Source organism: Streptomyces sp. So13.3 (assembly GCF_005860785.2).
Lineage (GTDB): Bacteria > Actinomycetota > Actinomycetes > Streptomycetales > Streptomycetaceae > Actinacidiphila > Actinacidiphila fildesensis.
Genome location: NZ_CP048835.1, coordinates 8,886,615 through 8,902,998 on the forward strand (window position 1 = coordinate 8,886,615; position 16,384 = coordinate 8,902,998).

The 16,384-nt window shown below is 70.4% G+C and carries 14 protein-coding genes and 2 pseudogenes; 10 read left to right on the plus strand and 6 right to left on the minus strand.

The window, feature by feature from the left end; genetic code table 11:
- The first annotated feature begins 81 nt into the window (after positions 1–81).
- From C8250_RS39635 to C8250_RS39670, 8 genes are all read left to right on the plus strand, one after another.
- A complete protein-coding gene (locus tag C8250_RS39635; RefSeq protein WP_138355393.1) occupies positions 82–585 on the plus strand; it encodes a hypothetical protein in 504 nt (167 codons plus the stop codon).
- Positions 555–1,973 carry a hypothetical protein gene (locus C8250_RS39640; RefSeq protein ID WP_138355394.1) on the plus strand — a complete coding sequence of 473 codons (1,419 nt, stop codon included), beginning with the start codon at positions 555–557 and terminating at the stop codon, positions 1,971–1,973. Before C8250_RS39635 ends, C8250_RS39640 begins: the two co-directional genes overlap by 31 nt.
- On the plus strand, positions 1,970–3,433 hold the full coding sequence (locus C8250_RS39645; RefSeq protein ID WP_187145170.1) for a VWA domain-containing protein: 1,464 nt from the start codon (positions 1,970–1,972) through the stop codon (positions 3,431–3,433). The genes C8250_RS39640 and C8250_RS39645 overlap by 4 nt, the downstream gene beginning before the upstream one ends.
- Before the next feature lie 12 nt (positions 3,434–3,445).
- Positions 3,446–4,558, plus strand: coding sequence for an AAA family ATPase (locus tag C8250_RS39650; protein ID WP_138355395.1), 1,113 nt, complete (start codon positions 3,446–3,448; stop codon positions 4,556–4,558).
- Positions 4,555–7,371, plus strand: coding sequence for a DUF5682 family protein (locus C8250_RS39655; RefSeq protein ID WP_138355396.1), 2,817 nt, complete (start codon positions 4,555–4,557; stop codon positions 7,369–7,371). The genes C8250_RS39650 and C8250_RS39655 overlap by 4 nt, the downstream gene beginning before the upstream one ends.
- Positions 7,372–7,489: 118 nt before the next feature.
- Complete coding sequence (locus C8250_RS39660; RefSeq protein ID WP_138355397.1) at positions 7,490–7,774, plus strand: hypothetical protein; 285 nt, start codon at positions 7,490–7,492, stop codon at positions 7,772–7,774.
- A gap of 224 nt (positions 7,775–7,998) precedes the next feature.
- Positions 7,999–8,910, plus strand: coding sequence for a DUF5829 family protein (locus C8250_RS39665; RefSeq protein WP_138355448.1), 912 nt, complete (start codon positions 7,999–8,001; stop codon positions 8,908–8,910).
- Between the two features lie 220 nt (positions 8,911–9,130).
- On the plus strand, positions 9,131–10,294 hold the full coding sequence (locus tag C8250_RS39670) for an FAD-dependent monooxygenase (protein WP_138355398.1): 1,164 nt from the start codon (positions 9,131–9,133) through the stop codon (positions 10,292–10,294).
- A 73-nt stretch (positions 10,295–10,367) separates the two neighbouring features.
- Here the strand turns inward: C8250_RS39670 and C8250_RS39675 are convergent, their stop codons facing one another.
- The gene (locus C8250_RS39675) at positions 10,368–11,231 is read right to left on the minus strand and encodes an SDR family NAD(P)-dependent oxidoreductase (protein WP_138355399.1); all 864 of its coding nucleotides are present in this window, start codon (positions 11,229–11,231) and stop codon (positions 10,368–10,370) included.
- A gap of 109 nt (positions 11,232–11,340) precedes the next feature.
- Here C8250_RS39675 and C8250_RS39680 point away from each other — a divergent pair, with 109 nt between their 5' ends.
- Positions 11,341–11,802, plus strand: a complete 462-nt coding sequence (locus C8250_RS39680) for a MarR family transcriptional regulator (RefSeq protein WP_138355400.1) — start codon at positions 11,341–11,343, stop codon at positions 11,800–11,802.
- A 50-nt stretch (positions 11,803–11,852) separates the two neighbouring features.
- Here the strand turns inward: C8250_RS39680 and C8250_RS39685 are convergent, their stop codons facing one another.
- The 5 genes and pseudogenes from C8250_RS39685 to C8250_RS44145 all read right to left on the minus strand — a co-directional run bounded on the left by C8250_RS39685 (position 11,853) and on the right by C8250_RS44145 (position 15,735).
- On the minus strand, positions 11,853–12,833 hold the full coding sequence (locus C8250_RS39685; RefSeq protein WP_138355401.1) for an NADPH:quinone reductase: 981 nt from the start codon (positions 12,831–12,833) through the stop codon (positions 11,853–11,855).
- Positions 12,834–13,014: 181 nt separating this feature from the next.
- On the minus strand, positions 13,015–13,281 hold the full coding sequence (locus tag C8250_RS39690; RefSeq protein ID WP_138355402.1) for a WhiB family transcriptional regulator: 267 nt from the start codon (positions 13,279–13,281) through the stop codon (positions 13,015–13,017).
- Positions 13,282–13,419: 138 nt separating this feature from the next.
- Positions 13,420–13,962: a DUF6328 family protein gene (locus tag C8250_RS39695; RefSeq protein WP_232485960.1), complete on the minus strand. Its 543-nt coding sequence runs from the start codon at positions 13,960–13,962 to the stop codon at positions 13,420–13,422.
- Positions 13,959–14,189, minus strand: a pseudogene (locus C8250_RS39700) (thiamine pyrophosphate-requiring protein); the annotation flags it as partial. The gene C8250_RS39695 and the pseudogene C8250_RS39700, both read right to left, overlap by 4 nt.
- A 253-nt stretch (positions 14,190–14,442) precedes the next feature.
- Positions 14,443–15,735, minus strand: a complete 1,293-nt coding sequence (locus tag C8250_RS44145) for a serine/threonine-protein kinase (RefSeq protein WP_232485959.1) — start codon at positions 15,733–15,735, stop codon at positions 14,443–14,445.
- 315 nt (positions 15,736–16,050) lie between these two features.
- Between C8250_RS44145 and C8250_RS44150 the strand changes: the two are divergent.
- Positions 16,051–16,353 (plus strand): annotated as a pseudogene (locus C8250_RS44150) (phosphotransferase); the annotation flags it as partial.
- Positions 16,354–16,384 lie beyond the last annotated feature (31 nt).

Below are 16,384 nucleotides of genomic sequence, written 5' to 3' on the forward strand. Positions count from 1 at the left end.
GTTGTCAGTGATCGCCACTATGTTCAGTCGCATCCCGCCGATCTGGTGCGGAAGGCCTTCTGGTGCATAGGAGACGGTGAGTTGTCAGATTGGGAGAGGTCGAGCACGGCGCGGGTGACGGCACCCTCGCGGCCGCGCAAGCTCGCCAAGGTGCCGTTCGTCGAACTGGCCGACGGACGCCTGCAGGGTGTGGTGTCCAGCGGCTCGGACATCGAGCGGGTCTATGTCTCGTCGGTCGCGGCCGGGACCTACGCGTTCGCGTGCAGCACCAACAACAACCGGCCGTGCGGGGGCGCTCGGGGCTCGTTCTGCAACCACATCCAGGCCCTGATCAACGAGGCGGTGCTTCAGTACGGTGCCGACCGCGTCGCCCGCTACCTGCGGGTCGACATCGCGGACGGGGACATCGGCGCGCAGACCATCACCGCCGCGATGAGCTCCACACGTCCGCCGCAGGCGGACACCAAGGCCGCGGCGCCCGTCTTCAGCCGGTTCCTGCGTCACCTGGCCTACCTGGAACTCGCCCCGACCACCGCGCCGTTGCCGGAGATGCAGTGGTTCCCGCCGACCAGGCAGGTGGCGTGATGCGCGCCGACCTGCTCGTCGAGAACATCGCCGGACTCGACGAAGCCCTGACAGCCGTCGACGCGTTCGACCGGGCTCTCGTCACCGGTCTGCTCCGTCCCCAGCCCGCCCAGGCCGCCGGCCTGACCGAACTGGCCAACGCCGTCTCGGGTACGCCGCTGGCCGCCAGGGTCGCCGAGGCGGCCGATAAGGCGGCGGCCGGATCCGCGGGTGAGGACCACTTCGTCGCCCTCGCCGCCGCCCGCACCGCACTGCTGGGCTCGGTCCATGACGCACTGATGGCCCGCGTCGCTGAGGCGTCCGGCCGGCCCCGCGGTGCGGAGACCGCCCCGGCGCCCGGCGGTCGGCAAGGGGCGAACCTGCTGGCCGCCGCCCGGTCCTGGCTGTCCGACCTGGCACGCGCCGGGTGGCAGGGCATCGACCACGACACGGTCTCCGGAGCGGCGCATGTCGTCTCCGCGATGCTTCCCGACCCGGCCCTGCGCCGCCTGGCCACGCTCCTCGACGGCCTCGCCGCCGAACTCGCCGCTTCCTGCCCGGGCTCCGCCCTGGAACGCATCCCGGCCCGCCGCTGGGGCGACCTGTGGTCGCGCGCGATGCTGCTCACTCTGCCCGGTGTGGCGGACGCGCCGGTCACCGGGACGGTCACCGGCCGTCTGCTGCCCCTCGGCATCGACGTGCAGGAACACGCGACCGCCGTGCAGGCCCAGGTCCACGCGGTGTTCGAGCCGGCGGACGGCACCGCGCCGCGCCTGGTGCGCGCCAGTGTGTCGGTGCCGAAGCCCGACACGGTCGTCGGAGCCGGACTGTGGCAGCTGCTCCGGCCGCACATGTCGCTGCTGGCAGCGGTCAGCGACGGCCGCTCCATGGACCTCGCCGAGATGCCGGTCACCGCCGAGGGCGACCTGCTCTGGAGCGATGAGCACGCCCGCCCGAGCGAGCCCGCCGACGCCTTCGCCACGGCCCGCGTCGCCCTGCCCACCGCCATCGACCCGGCAACCGCGCCCATGGACCGGCACCCGGCGCGCATCGCCGTCCCCGTGTTCCTCGAGGGGTACGCCGCCCAACGGGACGACGAGGCACTGACGTTCACCGTGGCCGGTCATCCGCTCGCTGTCGACACCGACCGCATTCCGGCCGCCGGTCCGCTTACCCCCGAGGCCGTCGCGGCGTCCGGTGCCTGTATCGGACTGCTCCGCTGGGACGCCGGGACGTATCGCGTCCAGCCCCTGGCCGTCGAGACGACGGTACGGAAGAAGGCTGTCGCGATCCACGCCGGGGGCTGGGCCGGGGGCACGACCGACAAGGCCGGCGTCCGATCCGAGAAGGCCGCCACCGACGCCGTGGCCGTACTGCGGGAGCGCGCCGGAAGGTTGCTGCGGAAATGACGGAGCACGCGACCGCGCGAACCGCCGGCAGCGGGCCTTCGGCCGAGCACCCGGACGCACAGAACCCTGAGGTGGATTCCGACGACAACCGCCGTCAGGTCCTGTACTGGCGACTCCTCGCCCGTCTCTTCGACGGTGAGGAGCAGGCCTCGCTGGAATCGTCGAGCCTCGCTGTCGTCGAGGACATCGGTCTGCCGTCCGCGCTGCTGGACCCGCAGGCTTCCGTCGACTCGGTCGTGCAGCGCCACCCGGAGCTGGCCGCCGAGTTCGACGGACTGATGGTGCCAGGGCCGGACGACGATGGTGCACGCGACCGCGCCGCCGAGGTACGGCGTGCGGCGCTGGTGTCCAAGGTGCTGCTCAACGTCTTCGCCTCCGGCTCCGGCACTGTCACCGCAGGACAGTTGACGCGTTGGCAGTCGGACGCGGGCTGGCTGGAGCGCGCGCTCGGCTGCCGGCCCGGCGAGCTGCGCGGCGGCCGCGCCGGCGCGAAGGCCGCGGGACGGGGTGCCGGCCCGGCCGGAGCCGGCGGCCCGGGCACGACGCCCGATCTCAGCCGGCTCATTCCGGCGATCGGCCCGGAACTCGGCGCCATCGAGGCCGACCTCGTCAAGCGGATGCACCTGCGCGAGGTACTGGCCGACCCCACGCTCGCCGCGCAGCTGACCCCCAGCATGTCGCTGATCGAACAGCTGCTGCGGGACAAGAGCAACCTCTCGGGCGTGGCCCTCGCCAACGCCAAGTCCCTGATCCGCCGCTTCGTCGACGAGGTCGCCGAAGTGCTGCGTACCCAGGTGGAGAAGGCCACGGTGGGCGCCCTGGACCGTTCGATCCCGCCCAAACGGGTCTTCCGCAACCTCGACCTCGACCGCACGATCTGGAAGAACCTCACCAACTGGAGCCCGGAGGACGAGCGGCTGTACGTCGACCGCCTCTACTACCGGCACACCGCCCGCAAGACGACGCCGCAGCGGCTGATCGTCGTCGTGGACCAGTCCGGTTCGATGCTCGACTCGATGGTGAACTGCACCGTCCTGGCGTCGATCTTCGCCGGCCTGCCGAAGGTGGACGTCCATCTGATCGCGTACGACACGCGGGCCATCGATCTCACACCGTGGGTGCACGACCCCTTCGAGACCCTGCTGCGGACCAACCTCGGGGGCGGCAACGACGGCCCCGTCGCGATGGCCATGGCCCGCCCGAAGATCACCGAGCCCCGGAACACCGTGATGGTGTGGATCTCGGACTTCTATGAATTCAACCGCTCACAGCCGCTGTTCGAAGGCATCGAGGCGGTGCACCGCTCCGGCGTGAAGTTCATCCCGGTCGGCTCGGTGACCAGCTCCGGACGCCAGGAGGTCAACCCCTGGTTCCGGGAGCGCTTCAAGGCCCTCGGTACGCCGGTGGTCTCCGGTCACATCAGCAAGCTGGTCCACGAACTCAAGACGTTCCTCGCTTAGAAAGGCCCTCATATGTCCGACCTGTTGCGCGCCCCCGCCGAGATCAAGTACGCCGAGGAGCTGGACTGGCTGGAGTCGATCGACGACAACCCCAAGCCCTTCTCCTGGCGGCTGTCCCCGAAGATGGTCCGACTGTTCATCCTGGGCTCCGAGCGTTCCGACGGCCTGGACCGGGAGATTTCGCAGAAGTGGTTCGGCGACCGCAGCTTCGTCGAGCGCTCCATCGTCACACTGGCCTCCGACCGCGGTCTGCTGCTCATCGGCGACCCCGGCACCGGCAAGAGCTGGCTGGCCGAGCTGCTGTCCACCGCGATATGCCGTAACTCCACGCTGGTGGTGCAGGGCACGGCGGGCACCACCGAGGATCACATCAAGTACTCCTGGAACGTGTCCATGGTCATCGCCAAGGGTCAGTCGCGGCAGTCGATGATCCCCTCGCCGATCATGACCGCGATGGAGACCGGCGCCATCGGCCGCTTCGAGGAACTCACCCGCTCCACCAGTGATGTCCAGGATGCGCTGATCTCGATCCTGTCCGAGAAGTACATCTCCGTTCCCGAACTCGACAGCGACAACATCGTCTTCGCCAAGCCCGGCTTCTCGATCATCGCCACCGCCAACAGCCGTGACCGAGGCGTCAATGATCTGTCCTCGGCGCTCAAACGCCGCTTCAACTTCGTCCGCATCCCCGTGATGACGAACCGGAAGAGCGAGGCGGAGATCGTCCGCTTCCGCACCGAGGAACTGCTCCACCGCCACCAGCTCGAACTGGACGTGCCGCCGACGCTGCTCGACGTGCTGCTGCAGAGCTTCGCCGACCTGCGCGCCGCCGCGGCCGCGGCCGGCAGCGACGACGAGAAGCTGGAGTCCGCGCTGTCGACCGCCGAACAGATCGGCGTGCTCGAGGATGCGATCCTGCACAGCAACTTCTTCGGCGAGCGCGCCCTGACCGCACGCACGCTGGCCTCCTCGCTCGTCGGGTCACTGGCCCGGCGGGAGCCCGAGGACCTGGCGATCCTCAACAAATACCTGCACGGTGTCGTCGAGCCGCGCAGCAAGGAAGAGGGCGGATCCTGGCCGGAGTTCCTGGAGGGCGGCCGCGACGCGATCGCCACCCTGTCATGAGCGGCACCCACGAGGGGGCCTTCGAAGCGCTGCGCGCGCAACTGCAGGAGACGGCCGCGACGTTCGCCGACGGACCCGGCGCCCTCGAGGGCATCCTCCTCGGCATCGTCGACGACGTCGACCGGGCCGTGCGCGAGCCGCTCGAGATCTTCCCCGTCTGCCACCACTCGCCCGCCTCGGCGATCGCGATGGCACGCCGGCTGCGCGAGAAGCAGCCGAAGGTCGTGTATCTGGAACTGTGCGAGGACATGGCGCCGCTGCTGACCGAACTGCGCAACTGCAGGCTTCCGGTGGCGGTCCAGTCGTTCGCCACCGAGGTCGGCGGCTTCCCTGCCGAGTGGTCACCGCTGTCGGTGGTCGCTCCGATCACCGAAGCCTCGGCCGAGTACCAGGCGATCGCCTACGCACTGGACACCCCGGGCGTCGAACTGGTCCTCGTCGACCGGTCCTCCGACCACGTCTTCCAGTGGGACGCGCGCGCGGACCACCCGGCCGAGCCCGGCGCTGATCCAGGAGCGCCGGAAGCGCCGCCCGCCGAGGAGGAAGCCGTACTGCACGGCGACGCCATCGGTGTGGAGATCGGTGACCTGCGGCCCCGGTTCGCCGAACTGGAGGAGCACCTGCTGCGCCACGGCCGGGTGCGGCACTGGTCGGAGTGGTGGCACCAGTACGTCGAACTGCCGCTCGGCGACAGCGATCACGACACCTACCGCCAGGTCATGCTGCTGATCGGTAGCCTCTTCCGGCGGCTGGCACCCGGCGACGCCGACCGGGTGCGCGTGGACGAGGACCGTGAGCGGTTCATGTGGACCAGGATGCGCGAACACCTGGCCGCGACCGGCACCGATCCCGCGGACTGCCTTTACGTCTGCGGTGCGTTCCACGCGGCCAGCCGCGTCGCGGAGTTCGGTATCGACGGCACCGACACCTTCGAGATCAGCCCGCGCAGTGCCACCAAGTGGCTGCACGGGCTGATCCCGTCCAGCCATGCGGCGATCGAGGCGCAGTTCGGCCTCGCCGCAGGCTCGGTGTCGATCGCCGCGACCGTCTGGGCGAAGAACGTCAAGCGCACGCGCGTGCAACCGTACCGGCTGACAGGACAGGCGGGTGCGCCGTCGAAGGCCAAGAAGATCGCGGCCGGGGCTCCCGTGCCGGCGGTCCCCGCCTCGGACAAGCTGACGGGCTTCCTGCGGCAGCCCCCCGTTCTGGACCGGCTGGACGAGGCCGAACTGCTCGGCTGGTCGGTGGAGATCGTGCGCGCCGCGCGCCGCAACGGCTATCTCGCCTCCACCGCCGACGCCATCGCGGTGTTCGAGACGTCGATCCTGCTGGCCGGCATGCGCGACCGGGCCAGGCCCACGCCGTACGACTTCCAGCACGCGGCGGTCACCTGTATCGAGAAGGACTCCGTGCCCGGCCGGCGGGACGTGCGCCGGCTCGTGGAGATCATGATGGGTGGCGACCGGGTGGGCCAGGTCGGCTACGACGCGCTGCCACCGCTGGCCCGCGACGTGCACGACCGGCTCGCGCCGCTGAACCTCAAGCTCCAGCAGCGAGGAGTGCAGCGGGCACTGCTGGACATCACCTCCCAGCCCGCACTGGAGCAGTGCTCCGACGTGCTGTGGATGCTGCGCTACCTGATGCCGCACGGCGCCGCGCGACCGATCATGGGCGAGCGGAAACTGGGGGAGCGGCCGATCCAGGAGTCATGGGACGTGGCGCTGGGCACCCACCAGCGTGCGCTCATCGAGCTCGGCTACGAGGGCGTCAGCATCGAGCAGGTCCTGGAACAGCGCCTGCGCCGCACGGCCTACAGCCCACAGGCCACCGCAGCGACCGTCCTGGAAGCCGTCGAGGACGCGACGCTGTACCTGCGGAGCCGCCGCATCGCCGACGAACTGGGCACCCGCGCTCTGGAGGTGCTGTCGGCCGAGCGCAGCGTCGACGGCGCCCCGGAGGTCCTGCGCCGGGTCCGGCGGCTGCTGGCGTACTACCGCACCAGCGAGCCGGTGCTGCCGCCATGGATCGAGTCCTTCGTCAAGACCGGCTACGCGCACTACTGCACCCTGCTGCCGACCGCGTTCACCGACGACGACGCCACCGTCCGCCAAGTGGCGGCGATGCTGGGATTCCTGTTCAGCATGGAGAGTCTGGCCCTGTCCCTGGGCTGCGACCGCACCCAACTGGAACTGGCGGTGGCCCAGTCGCATCCGCAGGACCCGTCGAGGACGGCCCTGCTGTGGGCGGCCCAGGTACAGCTCGGGCACCTGAGCCGCACGGAGCTCCGGGCACGCTGCGACGAGCTGCTCAGCAACCCCATGGTGGTACCCGCCTATCCGCGCTACCTGAGCGGCTTCGTCCACGCCCTGGAGCCCGTCCCGGGCCTCACCGACTTCGTCGTGGAGGCGGTGTCGAACGCCTTCGGCCGACTGCCGGACCCGGTCCTCCTGCCGTGGCTGCCGACCCTGATCACCACCCTGCGCTCGGGCGGCGCCGAACTGGCCCCGCTACTGATCCGTGAGGCCGGAAGAATCTTCCCCGGCCGGCTCGCGGCGCTGGACGCGTGGGTGCCCCCATGGCGGGCACCGCAGGGAACGGAAGCCGTACGGGTGGCACGCCGCACGGACGCCGACCACGGCTGCACGCTCCTCGCCGCCCACCCCGCGACGTGCGACGCGATGGCAAGCTTGCTGGGCTGCGAAGAGCCCTGGCAAACCACCGTTCCCCAGCCGCGGGGCGCGGCGCTGGCGGCCCTCCACCCGGCCACGGCTGCGGCACTGGAGGCGGTGCTGTCCGGACCGGGACACCTGTGAGCACAAGCCCTCCGGATGCGGCCGGACCGGCGAACCGCGGTCCGGCCGCGAATGGTCCGGGTTTCGCGTCAATGCCCTGCCGGAACCAGTCCTGGCATTCTCCGGACAGTACGCCGGTATGGTCGCCGTCACGCGTGAGGATCCGACCGCCGACTACGAGAACAACATTGCGCGGCTCTACATCAAGGCGGGCAAGGCCGGTGAACAGACGCCCGCGTCGTCCGGCGGCCCGTCAGCGGACAGCGGCCTGTCAGCGGACGGCAGCCATTCCGGTGACAGCCTCGCCGAATCCGGTGGCGGCAACGGGATGACCTGGACGGCTGCCGGTGGAGCCACCGTGCTCGCGCTCGGCGTCGGCGCCGTGATCATCACCTGCCGCCGTAAGACCACACGCAGCGCCTGATCGACGGCCCCTTGTGGCAGGTCTCCCGTCGCACCCGTGGCCGGGCGGGATCCCCTGGCGGAACTCGCCCGGCCACCGCTGAGCGGGGCCGCGGTGACACCGGACGGCGATGCCGCGGCCTGTGCCGGATTCCGCGATGGCGGTCTGCCTTTGCTCGAACCGGCAGCCAATGCGGTCCCCTGCGTCCTACGATCATTTACATGCTGCTTCGCCGAATGCTGCGCATGGTCATGGTTCTTGCTGTGGTTCTCACCGGAGTGGTTCAGGGGGGTGTGGGGACCGCGTGGGCCGGGGAGAGCCGGACGTCGTCCGATCGGCAGTTGCTGTTCTACAACCATGCCTACGGCGTGTTCGACCGCGAGACGGCCGATGCCATCGAGCACTCCGAATACCTGCGGAACTTCGCCAACTTCCAGGTCCGCACCACGACGGGTACCGGCGGCGAGACCTGGACCGGTCGTTATCTGATGGGCCGCCAGACCTACCTCGAACTGTTCGGGATCGGCGATCTGCCCGGCCAGGACTTTGTTCTCGGTTCCGCCGGGATGGGGGTCTCAGCAGAGCGGGCCGGCGACCTGGCGACGGTGACCCAGCGCTTGCGGGATCAGGGGACCCCCAACCCGATCGGGTTCCGCCAGACGCGAGACTTCGGCGCCGGCGTGCCGGTGCCGTGGTTCGACGCGGTGTTCACCACCGACCAGTACGACACTTTCGGCGCCTGGGGGATGGAGTACCTGCCGGAGTACTTCGCCGACCCGCGCAGCAAGACCGAGCCGGCCAGCTACCCCGGTGACGTCGGCCGGGAGCGGTACCTGTCCGACGACTACCGCAGCCATCTGATGCGCGATGTGACCCTGGTCCGTCTCGCGGTCACCGAACGCGACCTTGCCAGTACGGTGCCGTTGCTGAAGGCCGGCGGGTTCCGCGTGCACTCCGTGGCAGGCGGCGTCGTTGCGCAGGGCGGCGGCACCACGATCCGACTCGACGCTGTCGCCCGCGACAAGGTGGGTCTGCGCCAGGTCGAGATGTCGCTCAACCGGTCCGTCCTGTACCGGCACGAGGAGCGGCTCGGCCACTCGACGCTCACCGTCGGCCCCGGCCCCCGCGCCGTCTGGAATTTCGGCGACACGAAGTAACCGGAATCCTGCGGATCCGTTGTAGGCGCCGTGCCGGCTTCGGCACGGCGCCTACGCGTTGCGGCGCGGGTCGCCCGGCCTCATGAGGCCGGTGGCCCAGCCAGTCGCACCAGGTCCGTCCACCCATGGTCAGCGAGCGGTCAGCGCGCGGTGCGCGGCCCCAGGGAGTCTCTGAGCAGCGCACGGGATCGGCCCGAGCGGCACTCGCAAGGAGCACACCATGCAGAGCAGCACCGTCCTCATCTCCGGTGCCAGCATCGGCGGACCGGCTCTCGCCTACTGGCTGGCCGAGTACGGCTTCGAGGTCACCGTCGTGGAACGCGCCCCTGCCTTTCGACCGGGCGGTCAGGCGATCGATGTGCGCGGCCCGGCGCTGGAAGTCGCCGAGCGGATGGGCGTGCTGGACGAGCTGCGGAGCCTGGCCACCGACATGCGAGGCATGTCGATGGTCGACGCCACCGGTAAGGAGCTCTACCGCAGTACGGAAGGCACCATCAGCGGCGGTGAATTCGCCACCCCGGATGTCGAGATCCTCCGCGACGACCTGTGCCAGGTGCTCTTCCGGGCCGCCGCCGACCGCGTCGAGTATCTCTTCGACGACTCCATCGTCGCCCTTGCCCAGGACGCGCAAGGGGTCCACGTCACCTTTGAGAACGCCGATCCGCGCACCTTCGACCTGGTGGTGGGCGCCGACGGGCTGCACTCCAACACCCGGCGGCTGGCCTTCGGCCCGGAGTCCGAGTACATCACCCACCTCGGCACCTACCTGTCGGTCTTCACCGCCCCCAACTACCTCGAGCTGGACCGCTGGCAGGTCTGGCACCAGGGCGGCACCGCAGGCGGTGCGATCATGACCGCCCGCGGCAACGCCGAGATCCGGGTCTTCGCGGGATTCGAGGCACCGGAACCTGTCGACTACGACTACCGCGACACCGAGGCGCAGAAGAAGCTGGTCCACGACCGTCTGTCCGATGTCGGCTGGGAGTTTCCCCGTGCACTGCAGTACATGTGGGACGCGCCCGACTTCCACTTCGACTCGATGAGCCAGATCCACCTGGACCAGTGGTGGCGCGGGCGGGTGGTCCTGGTCGGTGACGCCGGTTACTGCGGTTCGCCCATGTCGGGGCAGGGCACCAGCATGGCCATGGTCGGTGCCTACGTGCTGGCTGGCGAACTGAAGGCCGCCCACGGTGACCACCGGATTGCCTACCCCGCCTATCAGGACGCCCTGCGCGGCTACGTGGCGGAGAACCAGCAGCTCGCCCTCACCAACAAGGCCCGCATCGCGGCCGAGACGGGTGCTGCTCAAGGTGAGGCCATCGCCGATATCGAGGTCCAGGACTTCGGCCAGGTGGTCAATGGCCTCGTCCTGAAGGACTACTGATCGGACCAGCCACCGGGGGGCGGAGACCAGCGTTCCGCAGCCGGTCGACGCGGTGGAACCGGGGACGTCCGGGTCAGCCGGTCACCCAGGTGCCGGTGAGGCTCTGGATGGTGGAGCCGTCGAGGTCGGCGAGCTTGGTGCCGACGAAGTCGCGGGCCCGGTCGGAGGTCTGGACGCGGAACGCCGGCCGGTCCGCCGTGAGGGCGTCGATGATCGGTGCGGCGGCCTGGGCCGGGGTCTGCGCGGAGCCGAAGGCTTTCATGGTCCGGTCGATGTAGGCCTGGAGGGCGGGTCCGTACGGTCCGGCTGCCGCGGTCAGCGCCGGGACGCCGAGGCTCTGGCTGGCAACGAACTCGCTGGCCACGGCGCCTGGTTCGATCACGGTCACCGAGACGCCGACGGTGGCTGCCACCGGGGCGAGGGACTCCATGAAGCCTTCGACCGCGAACTTGGCAGCGCAGTAGGCCTCGTTGAACGGCTGCCCGACCACGCCGCCGACGCTGGTGACGGTCAGCACCCGTCCCTGGGATGCCCGCAGGTGGGGCAGCGCGGCCCGGGTGACCTCCACGACGCCGAAGAAGTTCACTTCCATCGTCCCGCGGACGTCCGCGACGGTGCCCTGTTCGATGGTGCCCACGTGTCCGGCTCCGGCGTTGTTGACCAACGCGTCCAGCCGGCCGTGCTCGGCGATGACCTCGGTCAGGCAGTCGGCCACGGAGTCGGGGTCGACCACGTCCAGGCGCTTGATCTGGATGCGGTCGGTGACTCCGGCCTCGGCGGCCGCCTTGCGCAGGGCGTCGGCCTTGCCCGGGTCGCGCATCGTGGCGACGGTCAGCCATCCGGCCTGAGCCGCGGCCACGGCGGTGGCCAGGCCGATGCCGGAGGAGGTGCCGGTGATCAGGACGGTCTTCTGGGGCTGGGCGGGCTGGGCGGACATGCGGGCCTCGTCTCTGCCGGGGGTCGGGAGATGACCCCCGGATATAGTGTGCGTGCACACACACCATACGTCTGTGTGTGCACGCACGCAAATCGCGTAGGATTGCGCCATGCCACGAGCCGACATAAACCTGGGTGATCTGGCCGCCCGGGATCACGCCTTCTACGGCCTGGTCTGGGCCGGCACCACGCTCACCGCGCGCGTCGACCGCGCCCTCGTCCGCGCCCATGACCTGCCGCTGTCGTGGTTCGAGGTGATGCTGTGGCTGCACGGCCAGAGCGAACCGGTGGCCGCGTCCGACCTCGGCGCGAAAACCCTCCTCAGCCGCAGCCAGGTCTCCCGCGTCGCGGACGCGCTGCAGGCCCGTGGCCTGATCGAGCGCAGCACCGCCCCATCCGACGCCCGCTCGGTGCGGATCACCCTCACTCCGGCCGGCCGAGAGGCCTTCGCGGCGGCCGACGCCACCCGCAGACAGGCTCTGGCCGAGGTCTTCAACGACCTCCTGGACGACGACGACATCCAGTCACTGGAGACCGTCTGGCAGAAGCTGAAACAGCACCGCGACGACTGAGCGCCCGCCGGTTCCGTGGCCTGACGGTCGCCCTGCGCGCGAGGGGGGAATCAGTCGGTGAGGGTGACCAGGACGCGGCCGCGTACGCCGGCGTCGACGCGGTCGTGCGCCTTGGCGATCTCCTCCAGCGGGTAGCGGTAGCTCACGTTCGCCGTCAGAGCGCCGACGGCAGCGGCGGCGGTGAGGTCGCGGACGGCCTGCCGCTTGGCGGGTAGGGGGAAGTCGTCGCTGCCGAGCAGGCGCAGCGTCACGTTGGCGAACAGCAGCGGCCAGAACGGCACTTCGGTCCGGTCGGTCCGGGTGGCGTAGGCGGCGATGACGGCATGGTCGGCGACGACCGCCGCGTCCAGGTCGGCGTTGTCGGACAGGGCCACCTCGATGACGCGATGCACGCCCTGCGGTGCGTGGGCGCGGATCGCCTTCGCCGGGTCGCCCTCGTCCAGCGCGACGGTGTGGGACACCACGGCCGGGTCGACGTGGGGGAGGTCGCTACCGCGCGTTACGGTGCCGATGACGGTCGCACCGCCCCAGCGAGCCAGCCGGGCGGCCACCGAGCCGACGGCCCCGAGGACGCCCTGCACGAGGACGATCCGGCCGTCCACCGGACCGTCGCCGAACACGGCCCGGTGGGCGGTGATCCCGGGGATGCCCAGGCTCGCTCCCAGGTCGTCGCTGAGGTGGTCAGGAAGCGGCACGGCCAAGTGCTCCGGGACGACCGCGTACTGGGCGGCGGTCCCGAAGGGCCGGTAGGACTGCGCGCCGTACACCCACACCCGCTGGCCGCGGCGGACGGTGCCGACTCCGTCGCCGACGGCATCGACGACACCGGCGGCATCGCTGTGCGGGATCACCCGGGGGTAGGGCATCGCCGAGCCGAGCCAGCCCTGGCGCTTCTTGGTGTCACCGGGGTTCACGCCCGACACGTGCACACGCACCCGGACCTCGCCGGGTCCGGGCTGCGGGTCGGGCAGCTCACCGACCCGGAGGACGTCGGCGGCCGGGCCCTGCAGGTCGTACCAGGACGCGATCATGGGGAACCTCCGTGGCCGGTGAGCGGGCGTGCTTCCGAGAGTAGGCGTGGTGCGGGGCGCGTGCTGTGCAAGAGACGACGTATCCCGCGTGGGGGGAGGTGCACTGCTCTCGGACGGCGCGGTCGGGCGCCCATCGGCTCCCACCGGTGAGCCGGGAGGGGTGCCGGGGGTGTCGAGCCGGTCAGTCCGTGGCCTTGCGGGCGGCGATCGCACGGCCGCGGGCCGCTCTGCGCTTCGCCGCACGTCGTTCGTCCTCGCTCAGCCCGCCCCAGACGCCTGCGTCCTGACCGGCCTCGAGGGCCCAGCTCAGGCACTCCTCCCGCACCGGACAGCGGCGGCACACCGCCTTCGCCTGCTGGATCTGCAGCAGGGCCGGGCCGGAGCTGCCGACGGGAAAGAACAGTTCGGGATCCTCTGCACGACAGGCCGCACGGTGTCGCCAGTTCATGGGATTCCCTCCGATGCGTGTCGCGGGCGGCGGATCCGCCGGTCGGACCCGCTCCATGCCGTGTGGTCACGCGTGCCCCAACTTCGGTGATCCATTCAGTGATCCGCGGCACCGGATGCAACGGGCTGCTGGCACGTCCTACGACGGCCGCTCGGATCCTTGCGCCACCTCGGGTCCTCGTGGACCGTTCGAGTCGCTCCGCTCCCGGTGGCGCAGCCAGGCAGCCGGCAGGAACCAGCAGACCGCGAACCACGCCACCATGACGGTCACCCACACCACGGCGGTCGTACCGGACGCGGTCACGCGCAGAATCAGCAGCAGCGCCGAGGCGACCGTGCCCAGCAGGAGAATCAGCCCGACCACGGTGAACCGGGAGCCCCAGACCACCGCTTCGGGCTTCAGCCGGTGGCCCGCGACGATGCGGTGCAGGGAGACGGGTGCGATGAGAGCGCCCGTCGCGGCCGCGCCCAGCAGGACCGTCGTGATGTAGATGTTCCGGTCGAAGCCGTTCAGGTCGGCGAAGCGTGGCGTGAAGGCCACCGTCAGCAGGAACCCCAGCAGGATCTGCACACCGGTCTCGGCGACCCGCACCTCCTGCAGCAGTTCGAGCCATAGCCGGTCGGCGCGTTGATCCGGATCCTCGTTGTGGCGTGTCGGCGGGCGGTCCGCGGGTGGGGTCATCCGTGCTCGCCCGCCTTCTTGCGGTTGTCGGGGAGGAATTCCTGGATCTTGGCTTTGACGCCTTGCTTGATCATATCGGCGCGGTCGCTGTCTCCCTTGAGGATCGCGGCCGCCGTCGACTCCATCTGCTCCCAGGTGGCGTGCGACGGGATCGGCGGCACGGCGGGATCCGTGCGGAACTCCACCACCACGGGGCCATCGGCGGTGAGCGCGGCGTCCCAGGCGGCGGCGGCCACCACCGGGACGTGGTCGAGCTTGGCGTCGTAGCGGCCGACCTGCTCGACACCCCACTCCCGTAGTCGGGCGAGCAGACGGTCCGAAACCGTTGTGCTCATGGAGCGGCTCCCCTCGATCTGCGTCGGTCTTCGACGCGCGCGGCGGGTCATGAGGGTGTTCGCGTAACCCGCGCAGCCCGGGACAAACCTCAGGGCGGAGCCGCCCGGTTGCGCCGGGCCGCCGAACGACCGCGCCAGGCGCGTGCTAGTCGGAGGATTTGCCATCCTTGCCGTGAGATTTCCCCTTGCCCTTCCCCTTGGCATTTTTGTGGCCGTTGCCGGTTGCAGCGGTGGAGGCTCCCGGGCCCTGGGGCGATGAAGCCGATGGATGGCGTGAGGTGTGCGCCGGCGCCGTGGCGGGCGTCGCTGGGGAAGGCGGGGCCGGAGCACCGTGCGACGGTGACGACAGGCCAGGAGGGCTGCTGCTGGGTGTGGGGTGCCGGACGGCCGCGTCAGGGGTGGCGGTTCGATCATCCAGGGCCGACAGGGTGACTCCGGCGGCGCCCAGGAGAACACCGGCTGCCAGCGCGGCGAGCAGAGCGCGCCGTCGCCGCGGAAGACCTGCCCGGCCCGGGGGAGGGGCGGGGTGGCCGGAGCTGGATTGCGTGCCGTGGAGCGCCGTGCCACTCAACGGCACGACGACGGTTGCGTCCGCCGTGTCGAGGGGAGGCGGGTCGGCCGCGTCCTGGAGCAGTTGGGCACATCGGGTGGCGTCGGGCCGGGCGCCGGGATCGGCATGGGTCATCGCTTCGATGACGGACGCCAGCGGTTCGGGCACGCACCGGGAGATCTCCGGGGGGCGCAGCAGTCGGGCGGTGCCGACCTCCGGGGAAGATCCCTGGTACTCCCGCTCGCCCTTGAGGGCTTCGAGCAGGACCAGGCCCAGGCCGTAGATGTCACTGGCGGGTCCGGAAGCCTTGCCGAGAACCTGCTCGGGAGACAGGTATGGGATGGTGCCGACGATCGTGCCCGGCTCGGCGCGTGTGGGTTCGTCGATGAGACGGGAGAGTCCGAAGTCCGCCAGATACGGGGCGTCGTCGGGGCCGATCAGGATGTTGGAGGGTTTCACGTCGCGGTGGATGATGCCTGCCGCGTGTACATGGGCCAGCGCGGAGGCCAGTCGGACGCCGAGGCGCGCCACGTGCTCGCCGCTGAGGGGGCCGTCGGTTAACCGTTCGCGCAACGTGACGCCCTTGACCAGATGCATCACCACGTAGGCACCGCCCTCGTGCCGTCCCATGTCGTAGACAGGGACGAGGGCAGGGTGGGCGAGCTGGCCCAGGAGCACCGCTTCCTTGCAGAATCCGTCCGCTGTCACCGCGGTCGCACCGGGCCTGAACACCTTGACCGCGACCTCACGCGGCAGTTGCAGGTCGGTTCCCTGGAAGACGTCCGCGGTGCCGCCCGCACCCAGCAGTTCGTCCAGGCGGTAGCGGCCGCCGACGATCTCGCCGGCTTGAGGGCCGGGGTGCTGAGGTCGGCGGGGGTGGGCCGTCATGCGATCTCCCTGACTGCGTCCTGCGGTGGCCCGCCGTCCACCCGGCCCCTCGAGGCACATGCGGACGGCGGGGATGTGCGACATCAGTCTGATCCGGGGCGCACGGTTCCGCCATCATCCGGCCACTTGCATTCCCACCGGCCTTCTGTTCAGGGCCTGTTGGCCACGAGAGCAGCAGGGCATGGTCCGGCGTCGGCCCGGGGAAATCGATTCGTGCGGGCGATCAGGGACCCCTACGCTCCGGTACATGCTGCCTGCCGTGCGTACGGACGAAGAGTGGGACGCCGTTGTCGGCGACGAGGCGGTCATGCGACGCGGGAGCACCTGCTGGTGGATCCGAGCCGGTGGACGCTGAGCGGGCTCTTCGATTTCGAGCCCGCCATGCTCGGTGACCGCGCCTACGAATTCGTCGCCGTCGGCCTGTTCGTCTCGCGCGGTGATCCGCGGCTGCTCGGCCGGGTCATGGCTGCCTACGGCCGGACCTTCTCACCTCACGAGCTGATGGCGCACACGCTTCCGCACGTCTACAGCAACCTGCCCTGGTACTTCCGAGAGCTGCCGGCACCGCCCGAGGACACGCTGGACTCATTGGCCGAGACCTGGTTCGGCAGCGCCTGACTCGGCGGGCCGCCCCAGCGACCTCGCCGCG